This is a genomic window from Frankia sp. CcI49 (genome assembly GCF_001983215.1).
In the GTDB taxonomy this organism is placed as follows: Bacteria; Actinomycetota; Actinomycetes; order Frankiales; family Frankiaceae; genus Parafrankia; species Parafrankia irregularis.
Genome location: NZ_MOWP01000015.1, coordinates 368,372 through 381,931 on the forward strand (window position 1 = coordinate 368,372; position 13,560 = coordinate 381,931).

The 13,560-nt window shown below is 69.8% G+C and carries 15 protein-coding genes and 1 pseudogene; 14 read left to right on the forward strand and 2 right to left on the reverse strand.

Annotated elements, in window-relative coordinates:
- Window positions 1–2: 2 nt before the first annotated feature.
- The 4 genes from CcI49_RS14855 to CcI49_RS14870 are packed head-to-tail and all read left to right on the forward strand — an operon-like array spanning window position 3 to window position 3,379.
- The gene (locus CcI49_RS14855) at window positions 3–860 is read left to right on the forward strand and encodes an NAD(P)-dependent oxidoreductase (RefSeq protein ID WP_054569328.1); all 858 of its coding nucleotides are present in this window, start codon (window positions 3–5) and stop codon (window positions 858–860) included.
- A complete protein-coding gene (locus tag CcI49_RS14860; RefSeq protein WP_054569327.1) occupies window positions 857–1,666 on the forward strand; it encodes an NAD(P)-dependent oxidoreductase in 810 nt (269 codons plus the stop codon). The genes CcI49_RS14855 and CcI49_RS14860 overlap by 4 nt, the downstream gene beginning before the upstream one ends.
- Before the next feature lies 1 nt (window position 1,667).
- A complete protein-coding gene (locus CcI49_RS14865) occupies window positions 1,668–2,549 on the forward strand; it encodes a sugar phosphate isomerase/epimerase (RefSeq protein WP_054569326.1) in 882 nt (293 codons plus the stop codon).
- Window positions 2,537–3,379: an SDR family NAD(P)-dependent oxidoreductase gene (locus tag CcI49_RS14870; RefSeq protein ID WP_054569325.1), complete on the forward strand. Its 843-nt coding sequence runs from the start codon at window positions 2,537–2,539 to the stop codon at window positions 3,377–3,379. The genes CcI49_RS14865 and CcI49_RS14870 overlap by 13 nt, the downstream gene beginning before the upstream one ends.
- Before the next feature lie 136 nt (window positions 3,380–3,515).
- On the opposite strand, the gene CcI49_RS14875 is transcribed toward CcI49_RS14870, so the two are convergent.
- The gene (locus CcI49_RS14875) at window positions 3,516–4,964 is read right to left on the reverse strand and encodes an aldehyde dehydrogenase (protein WP_076827388.1); all 1,449 of its coding nucleotides are present in this window, start codon (window positions 4,962–4,964) and stop codon (window positions 3,516–3,518) included.
- A gap of 260 nt (window positions 4,965–5,224) precedes the next feature.
- Between CcI49_RS14875 and CcI49_RS14880 the strand changes: the two genes are divergently transcribed.
- The 3 genes from CcI49_RS14880 to CcI49_RS14890 are packed head-to-tail and all read left to right on the forward strand — an operon-like array spanning window position 5,225 to window position 7,700.
- The gene (locus CcI49_RS14880; RefSeq protein WP_076827206.1) at window positions 5,225–6,514 is read left to right on the forward strand and encodes an aromatic ring-hydroxylating dioxygenase subunit alpha; all 1,290 of its coding nucleotides are present in this window, start codon (window positions 5,225–5,227) and stop codon (window positions 6,512–6,514) included.
- On the forward strand, window positions 6,511–6,858 hold the full coding sequence (locus tag CcI49_RS14885; RefSeq protein WP_076827208.1) for a hypothetical protein: 348 nt from the start codon (window positions 6,511–6,513) through the stop codon (window positions 6,856–6,858). Before CcI49_RS14880 ends, CcI49_RS14885 begins: the two co-directional genes overlap by 4 nt.
- On the forward strand, window positions 6,855–7,700 hold the full coding sequence (locus tag CcI49_RS14890) for a TauD/TfdA family dioxygenase (RefSeq protein ID WP_076827211.1): 846 nt from the start codon (window positions 6,855–6,857) through the stop codon (window positions 7,698–7,700). The genes CcI49_RS14885 and CcI49_RS14890 overlap by 4 nt, the downstream gene beginning before the upstream one ends.
- On the opposite strand, the gene CcI49_RS14895 is transcribed toward CcI49_RS14890, so the two are convergent.
- Complete coding sequence (locus tag CcI49_RS14895) at window positions 7,634–8,284, reverse strand: TetR/AcrR family transcriptional regulator (RefSeq protein WP_076827214.1); 651 nt, start codon at window positions 8,282–8,284, stop codon at window positions 7,634–7,636. The genes CcI49_RS14890 and CcI49_RS14895 overlap by 67 nt on opposite strands.
- A 140-nt stretch (window positions 8,285–8,424) precedes the next feature.
- On the opposite strand from CcI49_RS14895, the pseudogene CcI49_RS14900 reads away from it, so the two are divergent.
- From CcI49_RS14900 to CcI49_RS14930, 7 genes and pseudogenes are all read left to right on the forward strand, one after another.
- A pseudogene (locus tag CcI49_RS14900) lies at window positions 8,425–8,700 on the forward strand (2Fe-2S iron-sulfur cluster binding domain-containing protein); the annotation flags it as partial.
- Between the two features lie 14 nt (window positions 8,701–8,714).
- Entirely contained in the window at window positions 8,715–9,497 is a 783-nt protein-coding gene (locus CcI49_RS14905) for an SDR family NAD(P)-dependent oxidoreductase (RefSeq protein ID WP_054569319.1), read from the forward strand.
- Window positions 9,494–10,084: a carboxymuconolactone decarboxylase family protein gene (locus CcI49_RS14910; protein ID WP_054569318.1), complete on the forward strand. Its 591-nt coding sequence runs from the start codon at window positions 9,494–9,496 to the stop codon at window positions 10,082–10,084. The genes CcI49_RS14905 and CcI49_RS14910 overlap by 4 nt, the downstream gene beginning before the upstream one ends.
- Before the next feature lie 26 nt (window positions 10,085–10,110).
- On the forward strand, window positions 10,111–11,370 hold the full coding sequence (locus tag CcI49_RS14915) for an aromatic ring-hydroxylating dioxygenase subunit alpha (protein ID WP_054569317.1): 1,260 nt from the start codon (window positions 10,111–10,113) through the stop codon (window positions 11,368–11,370).
- Window positions 11,367–11,714, forward strand: a complete 348-nt coding sequence (locus CcI49_RS14920) for a hypothetical protein (protein WP_076827217.1) — start codon at window positions 11,367–11,369, stop codon at window positions 11,712–11,714. The genes CcI49_RS14915 and CcI49_RS14920 overlap by 4 nt, the downstream gene beginning before the upstream one ends.
- Window positions 11,714–12,982 carry an amidohydrolase family protein gene (locus tag CcI49_RS14925; RefSeq protein WP_076827219.1) on the forward strand — a complete coding sequence of 423 codons (1,269 nt, stop codon included), beginning with the start codon at window positions 11,714–11,716 and terminating at the stop codon, window positions 12,980–12,982. The genes CcI49_RS14920 and CcI49_RS14925 overlap by 1 nt, the downstream gene beginning before the upstream one ends.
- Window positions 12,983–13,011: 29 nt before the next feature.
- A complete protein-coding gene (locus CcI49_RS14930; RefSeq protein WP_054569314.1) occupies window positions 13,012–13,317 on the forward strand; it encodes a DUF4286 family protein in 306 nt (101 codons plus the stop codon).
- The last annotated feature ends 243 nt before the right edge of the window (window positions 13,318–13,560 follow it).

A 13,560-nucleotide genomic window follows, 5' to 3' on the forward strand; every position in this document is an offset into this window, starting at 1 on the left:
CAATGAGGATCGGGTTCATCGGAGCGGGTCGCATGGGCCGGCCGATGGTCGACCGGCTGATCGCCGCGGGCCACGAGGTGACCGTCCTGGCGCGCAGCCCGCAGGCCCGGGCGGCGGCTGAGGCCGACGGGCTGACCTGCGCCTCCACGGTTTCGGCGACGGTCCGTGACGCCGACGCGGTGTTCGTCGCCGTCCTGACCGACGATCAGGTCCGCTCGGTGTGCCTCGGCCCGGAAGGTGCTGTCGCGGCCATGCGGCCGGAGGCCACGCTCGTCCAGCACACGACGTCCGACCCGCAGACCGCGCATCTGCTCGCCGAGGCGGGATCAGGCCGGGGGATCGGGGTGCTCGACGCCGCGCTCTCGGGCGGCCCGCACGACGTCGCCGCGGGCCGGCTGACGTTGTGGGTGGGTGGCGACGAGGCCCTGCTGGACCGGATGCGTCCGGTGCTCGGCACGTACGCGTCACCCGTCATGTCCGTCGGGCCGGTCGGCAACGGCCAGCGGGTGAAGCTGGTGAACAACGCGCTGTTCGTGGCGCAGGTGGGGCTCGCGATCGACGCGGTGCGCCTCGCGGGCTCGCTCGGGATCGAGGAGTCGGCGATTCTGGCCGCCCTCCAACACGGCAGCGGCGCCAGCCGTGGCCTGGGTGTCGTCGCCGGCGGCGGTTCGGTCGACGCCGTCGCGGGCCGCATCGGCGACCTCATGCTGAAGGACGTCACGGTGGTGCGCGAGGTCGCCCGAAGCGCGGGTGCGGACCTCGGAATCATCGGCACGGTCCTGGCCTCGGAGGCGGTGGAGAAGAAGGTGCTGCGCCCGCCGAATACGCCGGAGTCGACATCCGTGGGGAGGGCACGGTGAGGGTTGGATTCATCGGGCTCGGCAGCATGGGGCTACCGATGGCACAGCGGATCCAGGCCGCGGGCCACGAGCTGACCGCCTACGCCCGGCGGCCGGCTTCTCTGGAACCGCTCGCGGGCACCGGTGCGAAGGTCGCGGCGACCCCGGCGGAGCTGGGGGCGGCGGTCGAGACCGTTGGCATCTGTGTCTTCGACGCGGCGGGTGTGGAGGAGGTCATGTTCGGCCCGAACGGCTTGGCCGAAACCCTCGAACCCGGCGCGGTGGTACTTGTGCACAGCACGGTGGCGCCCGCGCACATACAGAAGATCGCCCGACAGGCGGCGACCCACGGCCTCCGCGTTCTCGATGCGCCGGTGAGCGGCGGCGGTCCACGGGCGCTGACCGGCGAACTGACCATCATGGTCGGCGGCGACGCCGAGGCTCTCGCTGATGTCGCCGACGTGATGTCGGCGCTGTCCAACCATGTCGTGCACCTCGGCGGGATCGGGACGGGTTCGTACGCGAAGCTCATCAACAACACCATGTTCTCCGCGCAGGTCGCTCTCGCGGACGAAGCGATGAAGGCAGGGCGGTCGCTCGGTGTCGATCCCGCTGGCCTCGCGGCGATCCTGACGACGAGCAGCTCGGCGTGCGTGGCATCCGCGATGTTGCTGCGGGTGGGCTCCATCGCGGCTCTCGCGGATTCTCCCGCCAACCTGCCGCTTACCAAGGACGTCACATTGATGGCGGACGTCCTGGGCGATGCGCCCGGAAAGGAACTCGTCGAGGTGGCGCGGCGCTTCGTCACCGCGATCCGGTCCAGCTGACATGGAACGACTGGGGATAGAGCATCAGACTGTCTTCGGGCTACCGCCGGTGGAGTTCGTGAACCTGGCCGCCGACCTCGGCTGCCGGTACATCGCCGTGGTGCTTTCCGGAAACCCGGTCAACCCGGACGGATACCAGCCGTTCTCGCTGCGGGATGACGCCGGGCTGCGGCGGAGAACAGCGGCCGCCCTGCGTGACCGCGATGTGTCGATCTCGCTCGCCGAGGGCTTCGTGGTCCGTCCAGGCAGCGACATGCGCGCTCATGCGGCTGATCTGGACACGATGGCCGAGCTCGGTGTCGCGATGGTCAACACCGTGACCATGGACCCGGACGTCGAGCGCAGCCTGGACGAGTTCGGGGTGCTCGCCGAGATGGCCGGTGAGCGGGGGATGGAAACGACGGTCGAGTTCGCGCCCTCGTTGACGATCAGCAGTCTCGACGCCGCGCTGGCCGCGGTGCGCCACGTCGCGCGCCCGGACTTCCGGCTACTGATCGACACCATGCATCTCGTACGTTCCGGGCACACTGCGGCCGACCTGGCCACCGTCGACCCCACGCTGATCGGCTACGCGCAGCTCAGCGACAACACCCTCCAACAGCGCGGCTCGGTCTACCGCGAGGACTCGATCAACCGGATGGTGCCGGGCGAGGGCGAGCTACCGCTGCGGCAGATCCTCGCGGCGCTCCCGCCGGGCATCGTGATCGGCCTCGAGGTCCCCATGCTGTCCCGGGCCCGGGCCGGCGAGTCGACGGAGGCACGGGCCCGCTGGTGCGTCGAGGCCGCACGCGCCCTCCTCGCCTCGGCGGGGGCCGGTCGAGCCGCACCCAAAGACGCCAACGAGCCACCAGGAACGCCGAGAGACGAGGAATGGACAGCGTGAAAACGAGTGCGTACGGGCCGTGGGGGATTGTGGCCGGCGGATCGGACGGAGTAGGGGCCGCGTTCGCCCACGAGATGGCCGCCAGGGGCCTGAACGTCGTGCTGGTGGCACGTCGGGTCGCCGTGCTGGAGGCGTTCGCGGCGGAACTCCGCGCGAAGCACGGCGTCGAGGTCCGCGCGGTCGCGCTCGATCTGAGTGCCCCGGGCGCGGTGGCGGAGCTCGCGAGCGCGACGTCCGACATCGAGATCGGGCTCTTCGTCTACAACGCCGGCGGCGACGACTTCAGCACCCCGTTCCTCGACAAGGATCTCGGCACCCACCTGCAGCTGATCCACCGCAACTGCGACAGCGTGCTCGAGGCGGCCTACCGCTTCGGCGGGCCGATGGTGGCACGCGGGCGGGGCGGCGTGGTGATCGTGACGTCGGGAGCGGCCTGGGTGGGTGGCGCCACGCTCGCCGCCTACGGTGCCACCAAGGCGTTCGACCTCGTCCTGGCCGAGGCGCTGTGGGCCGAATGGCGTTCCAGCGGGGTCGACGTCCTGGGCCTGGTGCTCGGCAAGACCGACACACCGTCGATGCGCCGGGTGTTCGACGCCAAGGGCGAGCCGTACGGCGACACCGCCGACCCCGCCGACGTCGCCCGGGAGGCGCTCGACCACCTCGCCGACGGACCGACCTGGATCTTCGGCAGCGCGGACCCGACCGGTGGTTCGCCGTTCGGCGCGATGTCCCGCCGGGACGCGGTGCTCGCGATGAGCCGGGCCAGCTCCGGCTCCACCGGCCACCCGGCCGACGTGCCTACCGCGCTGGGAACCGATCCGTCGGCGTGATGGGCGCGAACGATCCCGGTGCCGGTGCCGGTGCCGGTGCCGGTTCCGCGGTGCCGGTTCCGCGGTGCCGGATCCGCGGTGCCGGATCCGCGGTTCGGCGCTGCCGCGGTTCCGCGGAACCGCGGCGGCGCCGATGTCACGGGGCTGCGACCGAGATTGATTTGACGTCCAGGTAGCTCTCGAGGCCCTCCCGGCCGAGCTCGCGGCCGTAGCCGCTGGCCTTCACGCCCCCGAACGGGGCCGCGGGGTCCATCGCATAACCCTGGTTCACGCCGAAGGTGCCGGTTCTGACCTGGGCCGCCACCGCGAGCCCCCGCTCGACATCGGCGGTGAAGACCGATCCGGCCAGCCCGTACTCGGAGTCGTTGGCGATCCGGACGGCCTCGTTCTCGTCGTGGTAGGGAATGACGACCACGACCGGGCCGAAGATCTCCTCCTGGGCGATCGTCATCGCGTTGTCGACATCGCTGAAGACGGTCGGGCGTACGTACCACCCGCGGTCGACACCGTCGGGCAGCGCGGTGCCACCGGTGACGAGCCGGGCGCCCTCCCGAATGCCGGTGTCGATGTACCCGCGCACCCGCTCCTGCTGGCGCCTGGCGACCAGCGGGCCCATCTGGGTCGCGGGGTCGGCCGGGTCGCCGACCCTGATGGCGGACAGGGTCGCCGCGAGCGCGTCGGCGTGGTCGTCGATGCGGCTCGCAGGCACCACCACCCGGGTGAGGGAGTTGCAGATCTGCCCGGCCATGCCCATGCCCGAGTAACGGACCGCCAGCGCCACGGAGGCCGGGTCGGCGTCCGCCAGCGCGATCGCCGCCGACTTGCCGCCGAGCTCCAGGCTGACCTTGGTGAGCTGGGCGGCGCACGCCGCGGCCACCTGCCGGCCGGCGCCCGAGGAGCCGGTGAACGAGACCTTGTCGATCCCGGGATGGCCGACCAGGTAGGCGCTCACGTCGCGGTCGGCGGGAACGACGTTCAGGACGCCCGCGGGCAGGCCGATCTCCTCGACGAGATCGGCGAAGAAAAGTGCATCCAGCGATGATTCGGGGGCTGGCTTCAGAATGACCGCGCAGCCCGCGAGCAGCGCAGGGATCACCTTCGTCACGGTCAGGAACTGGGGCATGTTCCAGGGGACCACCGCGGCCACGACACCGACCGGCTCCCGGCGCAGGATGACGTCCTGGCCGTACACGCCCGGTCGTTTCTCCTGCCACGGGTAGCCGGCCGCGATGTCGGCGAACGCGGTCATCATCATGCCCGGCAGGGCGACCTGCGCCCGCCTGGCGAACGAGATCGGTGCGCCCAGCTCGGCGCAGATGAGCGCGGCCAGTTCGTCAGCGCGCTTTCCGTAGCGCGCGGCCAGCCGGCGGATCGCCTCGACCCGCTCGGCCGGATCCGTGCGCGGCCAGGGCCCCTCGTCGAAGGCCTGCCGGGCCGCGCCGACGGCGCGGTCGACGTCGGCGACGCTCGCCGCCGCCACGTGGCCGATCGGTTCCTCGGAGTGCGGAGAGATCATCTCGATCCGCCGGTCGGTGCTCGGCGCGACCCAGGCGCCCCCGATGAACAGGTGCTGCCGATCCCACATGCCTGCTCCCTCGTCCATGCCAACCACGGGCTCCGCCGATGCCAACCGCGGGCTGCGTCCATGCCAACCACGGGCTCCGCCGATGCCGACCGGAGGCGCCACCGGGACCAGCCGCGGCCTCCGCCGATGCCGGCCGCGAGCCGAACCGGGACCTTGCGGCCCGGCGGGTCCTCATGTTAGTCACTTGTAGAACAGAAAGTTAGTCGAGTGTTGAACATGCCGATCTGGTGATCTCCACGGATGCGAACGGAGGGCTAGCCATGGCGCATGCCGGCAAGCCGGCGGAGGCCAGCTGGACCGGGCGCTACCCGGACCTGGGCACCGGGCTCGTGTCGTACCAGGACTCGATCTCTCCGGAGTTCTACGAGCTCGAACGCGAGGCGATCTTCAAGCGGGCCTGGCTGAACGTCGGCCGGGTCGAGCAGCTGCCCCGAAAGGGAAGCTTCTTCACCAAGAACCTGGACGTCGCGAAGACGGCCGTGATCATCGCGCGTGACATGGACGGCCGGGTTCGGGCCTTCCACAACGTCTGCCGGCACCGGGGTAACAAGCTGGTGTGGGAGAACACCCCGAGGCACGAGACGAGCGGTGTGTGCCGCCAGTTCATGTGCCGGTACCACGGCTGGCGCTACGGGCTCGACGGGCAGCTGAAGTTCGTCCTCCAGGAGGAGGAGTTCTTCGACTTCGACAAGGCCGACTTCCCGCTGGTGTCCGTCCACTGCGAGGTCTGGGAAGGATTCATCTTCATCAACCTGGCGGACGAGCCCAGCCAGACGCTGCCCGAGTTTCTCGGGCCGATGGTGCGCGGGCTCGAAGGCTATCCGTTCCACCTCGTCACCGAGCGGTACGCGTACAAGGCCGATCTCTTCAGCAACTGGAAGATCTACCTGGACGCGTTCCAGGAGTACTACCACGCCTCCGTCCTGCATTCGCAGCAGCAGGTCCCGAGCCTGCGAAGCTTCGAGTCCGGTTTCAAGGCCCCGTACTACCAGACCGACGGGCCGCACCGGCTGGTGAGCACCGGCGGCTGGAAGGGCGTGCCGCGCCATCTGCTGCCGCGCGACCAGATGTACCCGATCGAGCCCAACATCGAGGCCGGGCTCATGGGCCCCTGGCAGCGCCCGGACATTCCCGAGCTCGACCCGGCGAACCTGCCGGCGGGCCTCAATCCCGGCGGTCTCGAGCCCTGGTCGATCTCGAACTTCCAGATCTTCCCGAACTTCGTGATTCTGGTCTACGAGCGGGGCTGGTATCTCACGTACCACTACTGGCCGACCTCCCACAACACCCACGCGTGGGAGATGTCGTACTACTTCCCGCAGTCGCGGAACGCCAGCGAGCGGATCCGGCACGAGCTCACCGCCGTCATCTCCAAGGAGGCCGGTCTGCAGGACGCCGGCACCCTCGACGGCACCCAGATGGGCCTGGAATCCCGGGTCATCGACCGGTATCCGCTCTCCGACCAGGAGATCACCGTTCGGCATCTCCACAAGGTCACCGAGAACTGGGTGCAGTCCTACCTCCGCGATGAAAAGGCGGTCCGGGCATGAGTGACCCGTCGGGCGGGCCGTTACTCCCGGCGGAGTTCGCCGACCTCGAGCCCTTCGCGCGGCGCTGGTGCCTCGCGACCGAGCCGGCCCGGTACGCCGAGCGGCTCAACAGCACGATGGCCGACATGGAGGCCTTCTACGACGCCGCGTTCGGGCGGGTGMGCGACGCCATGGCCTATCTCGACAAGTTCCCCCTGCAGGAACTCTCCGCAACGCAGGAGAACCTTCTCCACCTGGTCTATTCGCTCATCATGGTGTCGCTGCCCGTCGAGGTCTGGCACCAGCCCCGGGTCATCGATTCCGGGACCGCCTACTTCGACCGTTACCTGGAGCCCGCACCGTGACGCCGACCATCATCTGTCAGCCGCTCGCCGCGACGGTCGGCGCCGAGGTCAGCGGGGTCGACGCGGAACAGCTCGGCCGGGACGACACGGTCGCCGGAGCCGTCCTGGCGGCACTCGAGCAGTACGGAGTGCTCGTCTTCCGCGGCCTGGACCTCGACCCGGAATCCCAGGTCGCCTTCTCCCGGCGCCTCGGCGAGATCGACTACGAGCCGGGGCACCACCCCGTCCCCGGGATCTACCGGGTCACCCTCGACGCGTCGAAGAACTCCTCGGCCGACTACCTGAAGGCCACGTTCGAGTGGCACATGGACGGCTGCACCCCGCTGCACGGAGAGCCACCGCAGAAGGCCACGGTGCTCAGCGCCAAGGCGGTGGCGGCGACCGGCGGGGAGACCGAGTTCGCCAGCACCTACGCCGCCTACGACGCGCTGGATGGCGAGGAGAAAGAGGTGTTCGCCGCTCTGCGGGTCGTCCACGCCATGGAGGCCTCCCAACGCCGGGTCACCCCCGACCCGACCCCTGAGCAGCTCGCACGGTGGCGGGCCCGCCCGACGTCCGTCCACCCGCTGGTGTGGAGGCGCCGCACCGGCCGGCGGTCGCTCGTCATCGGCGTCCAGGCCGGCCACGTCGTCGACATGGATCCCGCCGAGGGCGGGCGGCTGCTGCAGGACCTGCTCGACCGGGCGACGGCGCCCGAACGGGTCTACCGCCACCGGTGGTCGGTCGGCGACACCGTCATCTGGGACAACACCGGGGTGGTGCACCGGGCGGCGCCCTACGACCCGCGCTCGCCGCGGGAGATGCTGCGGACGACGGTCTTCGGTGACGAGCCGATCCGTTGACGGCGCTCTCCCTCCAGCGCACGGATCTCACGTTCGATCACGGCGACCATCTCGGCGTGGCCGACGGTGACGTCGAAGTCCTCCTCGATCTGCAGGAACCGCGAGATCGCGGTCATGGCGAGGATCAGCGACACCGGCGGCCATCGCTCGTGGTCCACTCCGTAGTCCTTGAGTACCTCGGTGAGGGCGTCGAGCTCCAGCTTCCGGAAGGTCCGCGAATAGGCCGCTATCTCGGCCCGGATCGCCTTGCGGTGATTGGCCAGCGCGGTGAACTCCATCGTGAGCGCGTTGCTGGAGAAGTCGTGGGTCAGGTCCCAGAGCGCCCACAGTGGCTGCGGGGACTGCAGGATGAGCCGCAGGCGCGCCAGGCTCCGCTCGGCGCCGCGCCGGAACAGCTCGATGTACAGGCCGTCCATCGTCCCGAAGTAGTAGTAGACGAGCCCGTTGTTGACGCCGGCCTTGCTGGCCAGCCGGCGGGTGGTGACGGCGGCGTAGCCCTCTTCCAGCATCAGGCTCTCGGTGGCGTCGAGAAGCGCGGTGCGGGTGACCGAGTCCTCGACGGTGCTCCGCCGTGCCGGCGCCATGAATGTCCTCCTGCTGGTCGGCGGTGCCGCAACTGTCCTCAGCTGCCCTCAACTGCACTTCCAGTGTTACGCCGCCGGCACCGGTGGGCTGCTCGCGCACCCGGCCATCGTGATGTTAGTCATATGGAGAACACGTGTCAGAGGACGTCGAGGTGACCATCCGGCTCGGCGGCAGGACGATCACGACCGCCTACCGGCAGGGCTCCACGCTGCTGCAGACCGCGCGGTCCGCGGGCCTGCGGCCCCCCTCGTCGTGTGAGACGGGCAGCTGCGCCACCTGCCTGGCCCAGATCGTGCGAGGGCGGGCCGAGATGCGCAACAACGACGCGCTGAGCCTCGACGAGGTCGCCGAGGGCTGGGTGCTCACCTGCCAGGCCGAACCCGCCACCCCGGCTGTCGAAGTGGTCTACGAGTGAGGAGGCAGGCAGCTATGTCAGGTACCAGGCCAGGGCCGGGCGCCAGGCCGCGGAGGTCCCGGGTGGCGGTGGTCACCGGCGGGGCGTCGGGCATCGGCGAGGCCACCTGCCACCAGCTGGCCGAACGAGGCCACCGCGTCGCCGTGCTGGACCTCGACCGCGAGACGGCGGACCGGGTGGCCAAGGAGGTGCGGGCCGCCGGCGGGCAGGCCATCGGCCTCGCCGCGGATGTCACCGACCGGCCCGCCCTCGACGCGGCCTTCGCCGAGATCCGTTCGACGCTGGGGCCGACGGAGATCCTGGTGACCAGCGCGGGCCTCGTCGCGTTCGACCCGTTCGAGCAGATCACGCTCGACCAGTGGAACCGCGTCCTCGACGTGAACCTCACCGGCACGTTCCACAGCTGCCAGGCGGCGATCCCCGACATGGTCACGGCGCGCTGGGGCCGCATCGTCACGATCGCGTCGTCGAGCGCCCAGCGCGGGTCGCCGAACATGGCGCACTACGCCGCGGCCAAGGGCGGTGTGATCGTCCTGACCAAGTCGCTGGCCCGTGCGTACGCCTCGCGCGGAATCACCGTCAACAGCATCCCGCCGTCGGGCATCGAGACGCCGATGCAGCACCAGTCGCAGGCCGAGGGGAACCTCCCCAGCAACGAGGTGATGGCCGGGACCATCCCGCTCGGTCACCTCGGGACTCCCGACGACATCGCCGCGGCGGCCGTGTTCCTCGCCTCCGAAGAGGCCGGTTTCATCACCGGGCAGGTCCTCGGGGTCAACGGCGGGTCCGTGCTTTGACCTCATCGACCCGCTCCGCCGCGCCCCGGCTGGGCCCGCTGCCGGTCGCGGACTGGACCGAACAGGACCGCGAGACGCTGCGTGGCAGTTTCGCCCGCGCCGATCGCTACCTCTCCGGTGACGCCGACGCGCCACCGATGCCACCCATCCTCGGCCTTCTCGCCCGGCACTCGCGGGTGGGTGGGCCCTGGCTCGCCTTCAACGGCCGCCTGCTCGACGCCGGGACGCTCGACCCGCGCGACCGGGAGCTGCTGATTCTGCGGGTCGCCTCCCGGACGGGCTGCCGCTACCTGTGGGCGGAACACGTCGGTCTCGCCCGCTCGGCAGGGCTGACGCGGGAGCGAACCGCCGCCGTCACCGAGGGCCCCGAGGCCGCCGGGTGGGCCGAGCGGGACCGTGACCTGCTGCGCGCCACCGATCAGCTCGTTGCCGACCACGCCCTCGATGACGCTCTCTGGGCGCGACTGGCCTCGTATCTCGACGAACGACAGCTCCTTGAGGCGATCTTCGTGGTCGGAAGCTACACGTGTCTCGCCATGGTGCTGAACAGCGTTGGGCTGGAACCGGCGACCAGGCCCGTTCCCTGACACCGATCCTGCGAAGGAGGCGGCCCGTGCCGCGTTTCCCGAAACCCCCGGAAGGCAGCTGGACCCAGCATTACCCGGAGCTTGGAACAGCCCCGGTGTCCTACGAGGACTCGACCTCACCCGAGTACTACCAGCGGGAGAAGAAGGCGGTCTTCAAGCGTGCGTGGCTGCATGTCGGCCGGGTGGAACAGCTGCCCCGTGTCGGCAGCTACTTCACCAAGGACATCCGTGCCGCCAACGCGTCGATCGTCGTCGTCCGCGACCGGGCGGGGCAGGTCCGCGCGTTCCACAACGTCTGCCGCCACCGCGGCAACAAGCTCGCCTGGACGGAGGACCCGAAGCTCGACAGCCAGGGCATCTGCCGGCAGTTCACCTGCAAATACCATGGCTGGCGTTACGACCTCGACGGCGCGCTGAAGTTCATCCAGCAGGAGGGAGAGTTCTTCGACGTCGACCGGAGCCGGTACGGCCTGGCTCCGGTGCACTGCGACGTCTGGGCCGGGTTCGTCTTCGTGAACTTCGCGCCGGAGCCGGAGCAGTCGCTGCGCGAGTTCCTCGGCCCGATGGTGACGGCGCTCGAAGGCTATCCCTTCGACAGGCTCACGGCCCGCTTCGGGTACAGCACGACGATCCAGTCGAACTGGAAGCTGTACATGGACGCGTTCGCCGAGTTCTACCACGCGCCGATCCTGCACGCGAAGCAGTCGCCGGAGAAGTATTCGGCGGCCGCCGCGCAGGCCGGCTTCGAGGCACCGCACTACCAGCTCGACGGGCCGCACCGGCTGGTGAGCACCTCCGGCGTCCGTTTCTGGGAGATGGACGCGGACCTGCTCAAGCCGATGGAGATCATCACCCGCAGCGGGCTGTTCGGCCCGTGGGAGAAGGCCGAGCTGGGGGAGATGCCACCCGGGCTCAACCCGGCCGGGTGCGACCCGTGGGGGCTGGACTCGTTCCAGCTGTTCCCGAACTTCGTGATCCTGATCTGGAGCCAGGGCTGGTACATCACCTACCAGTACTGGCCGACGGCGTACAACACCCACGTCTTCGAGGGCAGCGCGTATTTCCCGCCGGCCACGAACATCAGGGAGCGGGTCGCGCAGGAGATGGCGGCGGTGACGTTCAAGGAGTTCGCGCTGCAGGACTCCAACACACTCGAGGCCACCCAGTTGATGCTCGAGAACGACTACGTCAACGAGTTCCATCTCAATGACCAGGAAATCCTCTGCCGACACCTGCACAAGGTCGTCCGTGACTGGGTCGCGGACTTCGAGGGGGCCCGCCGATGACCACGCTGCCGATGGCCAGGCGGCTGCCGGCGGAGTTCGCCGACCTCGAACCCTTCGCCGCGAAATGGTGCCTGCCGGCCGAACATGAGCGGTACCACACCCGGCTGGCCTCGACCATGGACGAGATGCAGGCGCTGTACGACGCCGCGAAACCACGGGTCGAGGGCGCCATGGTGTACCTGGAGAAGCTCCCGTTCGACGCGTTACCCGAGGACGCGGTGAACCTCCTGCACCTGGTGTACTCCACGATCCAGGTGTCGTTCCCGGTGGAGGTGTGGCGCCAGCCCCGGGTCCCCGACACCGGATCGGCGTCCTTCGACTGCTTCATCGAGCCGGTCCCCTGATGGCGGCGGCCCCCATCACCATCCTGCGCGCGCGGCGCTGGCTGGACGTCGACGCCGGGGAGGTCCGGTCGCCGGCGGTGATCGTCGTGGAAGGTGACCGGATCAGCGCGGTCAACCCGACCGATCTCGCCGCGGACGTGGCCGCGGGCGTCGACGTGGCCGAGATCGACCTGGGTGATGTCACCCTGCTGCCCGGGTTGATGGACATGGAGCTCAACCTGCTCATCGGCGGGCCGGAGACCCCGACGGGCCTGCCGCTGCCGATGCACGGCGTCCAGGACGACCCCGCCTACCGCACGCTGCGGGCGACCGTGAACGCCCGCACGACGCTGCACGCCGGCTTCACCACGGTCCGCAACCTCGGGCTGATGGTCAAGACCGGGGGCTACCTGCTCGACGTCGCGCTGGCGCGTTCGATCGAGCAGGGCTGGGTGGAAGGGCCACGGATCATTCCGGCCGGTCACGCGGTCACGCCGTACGGCGGGCACCTCGACCCGACCGTCTTCCAGCGCCTGGCACCCGGGATCATGCCGTTGAGCGTCGCGGAGGGGATCGCGAACGGAGTGGCCGACGTGCGGGCCTGCGTCCGCTACCAGATCCGCCACGGCGCCAAGGTGATCAAGGTGTCGGCGTCCGGCGGAGTGATGTCGCACAGCACCGGCCCGGGCGCCCAGCAGTACTCCGACGAGGAACTGGCGGCGATCGCCGACGAGGCGCACCGGGCCGACATCCGCGTCGCCGCGCACGCCGTCGGCGACCGGGCGGTGCGGGCCTGCGTCCGGGCCGGCATCGACTGCATCGAGCACGGCTTCCTCGCCAGCGACGAGACCCTGCGGATGATGGTCGATCACGGCACCTTCCTGGTGTCGACGACGTACCTGACCGACGCGATGGACATCGCGCGGGCAGCACCCGAGCTGCGGAGGAAGGCGGCCGAGGTGTTCCCCCGCGCCAGGGCGATGCTGCCCAGGGCTGTCGCCGCCGGCGTCCGGATCGCCTGCGGCACCGATGCCCCGGCGGTTCCGCACGGCGACAACGCCAAGGAGCTGGTCGCGCTGGTGTCGCGGGGTATGACCCCGGTGCAGGCGCTGCGGGCCGCGACCGTGACCAGTGCGGAGCTGATCGGGCTGGACCACGAGCTCGGCCGGCTGCGGGAGGGCTACCTCGCCGACATCATCGCCGTCCCCGGCGACCCCGCCCAGGACATCACCCGCACCCAGGACGTCCGGTTCGTCATGAAGGACGGGCACGTCCACAAGAGAGTCTGATCATCGTCATCGATTCGAACGGAGCAGGAATGGCAAGCGGTGTTCTGATCGTCGAATCGCGTCCCGCCTCGCCGGAGGAGGCCGCGGCCTATCACGACTGGTACGAAAACACGCACCTGCCCGAGATCCTCAAGGTGGACGGCTTCGTCGCCGCCCGCCGGCTCGCGGCGCTCGGCGGCGACACCTTCATCGTGATCTACGAGATCGACGGCGACGTCGAGGCGGCGAAGGCGGCGCTGGCTCAGGCGCAGGCCTCCGGGACGATGTCGCGCCCGACCGGAGTCGAGCTCACACCACCTCCGACGGTTCGCTACTTCACCCAGCTCTTCCGCTGATGCGGCTGCTTCCGAGTAAGTAGTCGGGATTCAGGATTTCGACTGCCAGGGCTCGCTTGGTGCTCCGCAAGAAGTGAGGGTTTCGGTCGCGTTCATGACCATAATCCTCACTTCTTGCTCGGGGTCGGCCGCACTGCTTGCTGATTGTCAGGTAGCTCGGTCCGGTTTCGCTGTGGTGTCGTGTGGCGGGTGGGCGCGGACCGTGCGGCCGCGGCCGCCGGCGCTGGCGCCGGGCGAGGAGGC

Excerpts from the sequence above, each read along its gene's own strand:
- CcI49_RS14855 (WP_054569328.1), top strand. The coding sequence starts at position 3 with ATGAGGATCGGGTTCATCGGAGCGGGTCGCATGGGCCGGCCGATGGTC.
- CcI49_RS14865 (WP_054569326.1), top strand. The coding sequence starts at position 1,668 with ATGGAACGACTGGGGATAGAGCATCAGACTGTCTTCGGGCTACCGCCG.
- CcI49_RS14870 (WP_054569325.1), top strand. The coding sequence starts at position 2,537 with ATGGACAGCGTGAAAACGAGTGCGTACGGGCCGTGGGGGATTGTGGCC.
- CcI49_RS14875 (WP_076827388.1), bottom strand. The coding sequence starts at position 4,964 with ATGTGGGATCGGCAGCACCTGTTCATCGGGGGCGCCTGGGTCGCGCCG.
- CcI49_RS14880 (WP_076827206.1), top strand. The coding sequence starts at position 5,225 with ATGGCGCATGCCGGCAAGCCGGCGGAGGCCAGCTGGACCGGGCGCTAC.
- CcI49_RS14895 (WP_076827214.1), bottom strand. The coding sequence starts at position 8,284 with ATGGCGCCGGCACGGCGGAGCACCGTCGAGGACTCGGTCACCCGCACC.
- CcI49_RS14905 (WP_054569319.1), top strand. The coding sequence starts at position 8,715 with ATGTCAGGTACCAGGCCAGGGCCGGGCGCCAGGCCGCGGAGGTCCCGG.
- CcI49_RS14920 (WP_076827217.1), top strand. The coding sequence starts at position 11,367 with ATGACCACGCTGCCGATGGCCAGGCGGCTGCCGGCGGAGTTCGCCGAC.
- CcI49_RS14925 (WP_076827219.1), top strand. The coding sequence starts at position 11,714 with ATGGCGGCGGCCCCCATCACCATCCTGCGCGCGCGGCGCTGGCTGGAC.
- CcI49_RS14930 (WP_054569314.1), top strand. The coding sequence starts at position 13,012 with ATGGCAAGCGGTGTTCTGATCGTCGAATCGCGTCCCGCCTCGCCGGAG.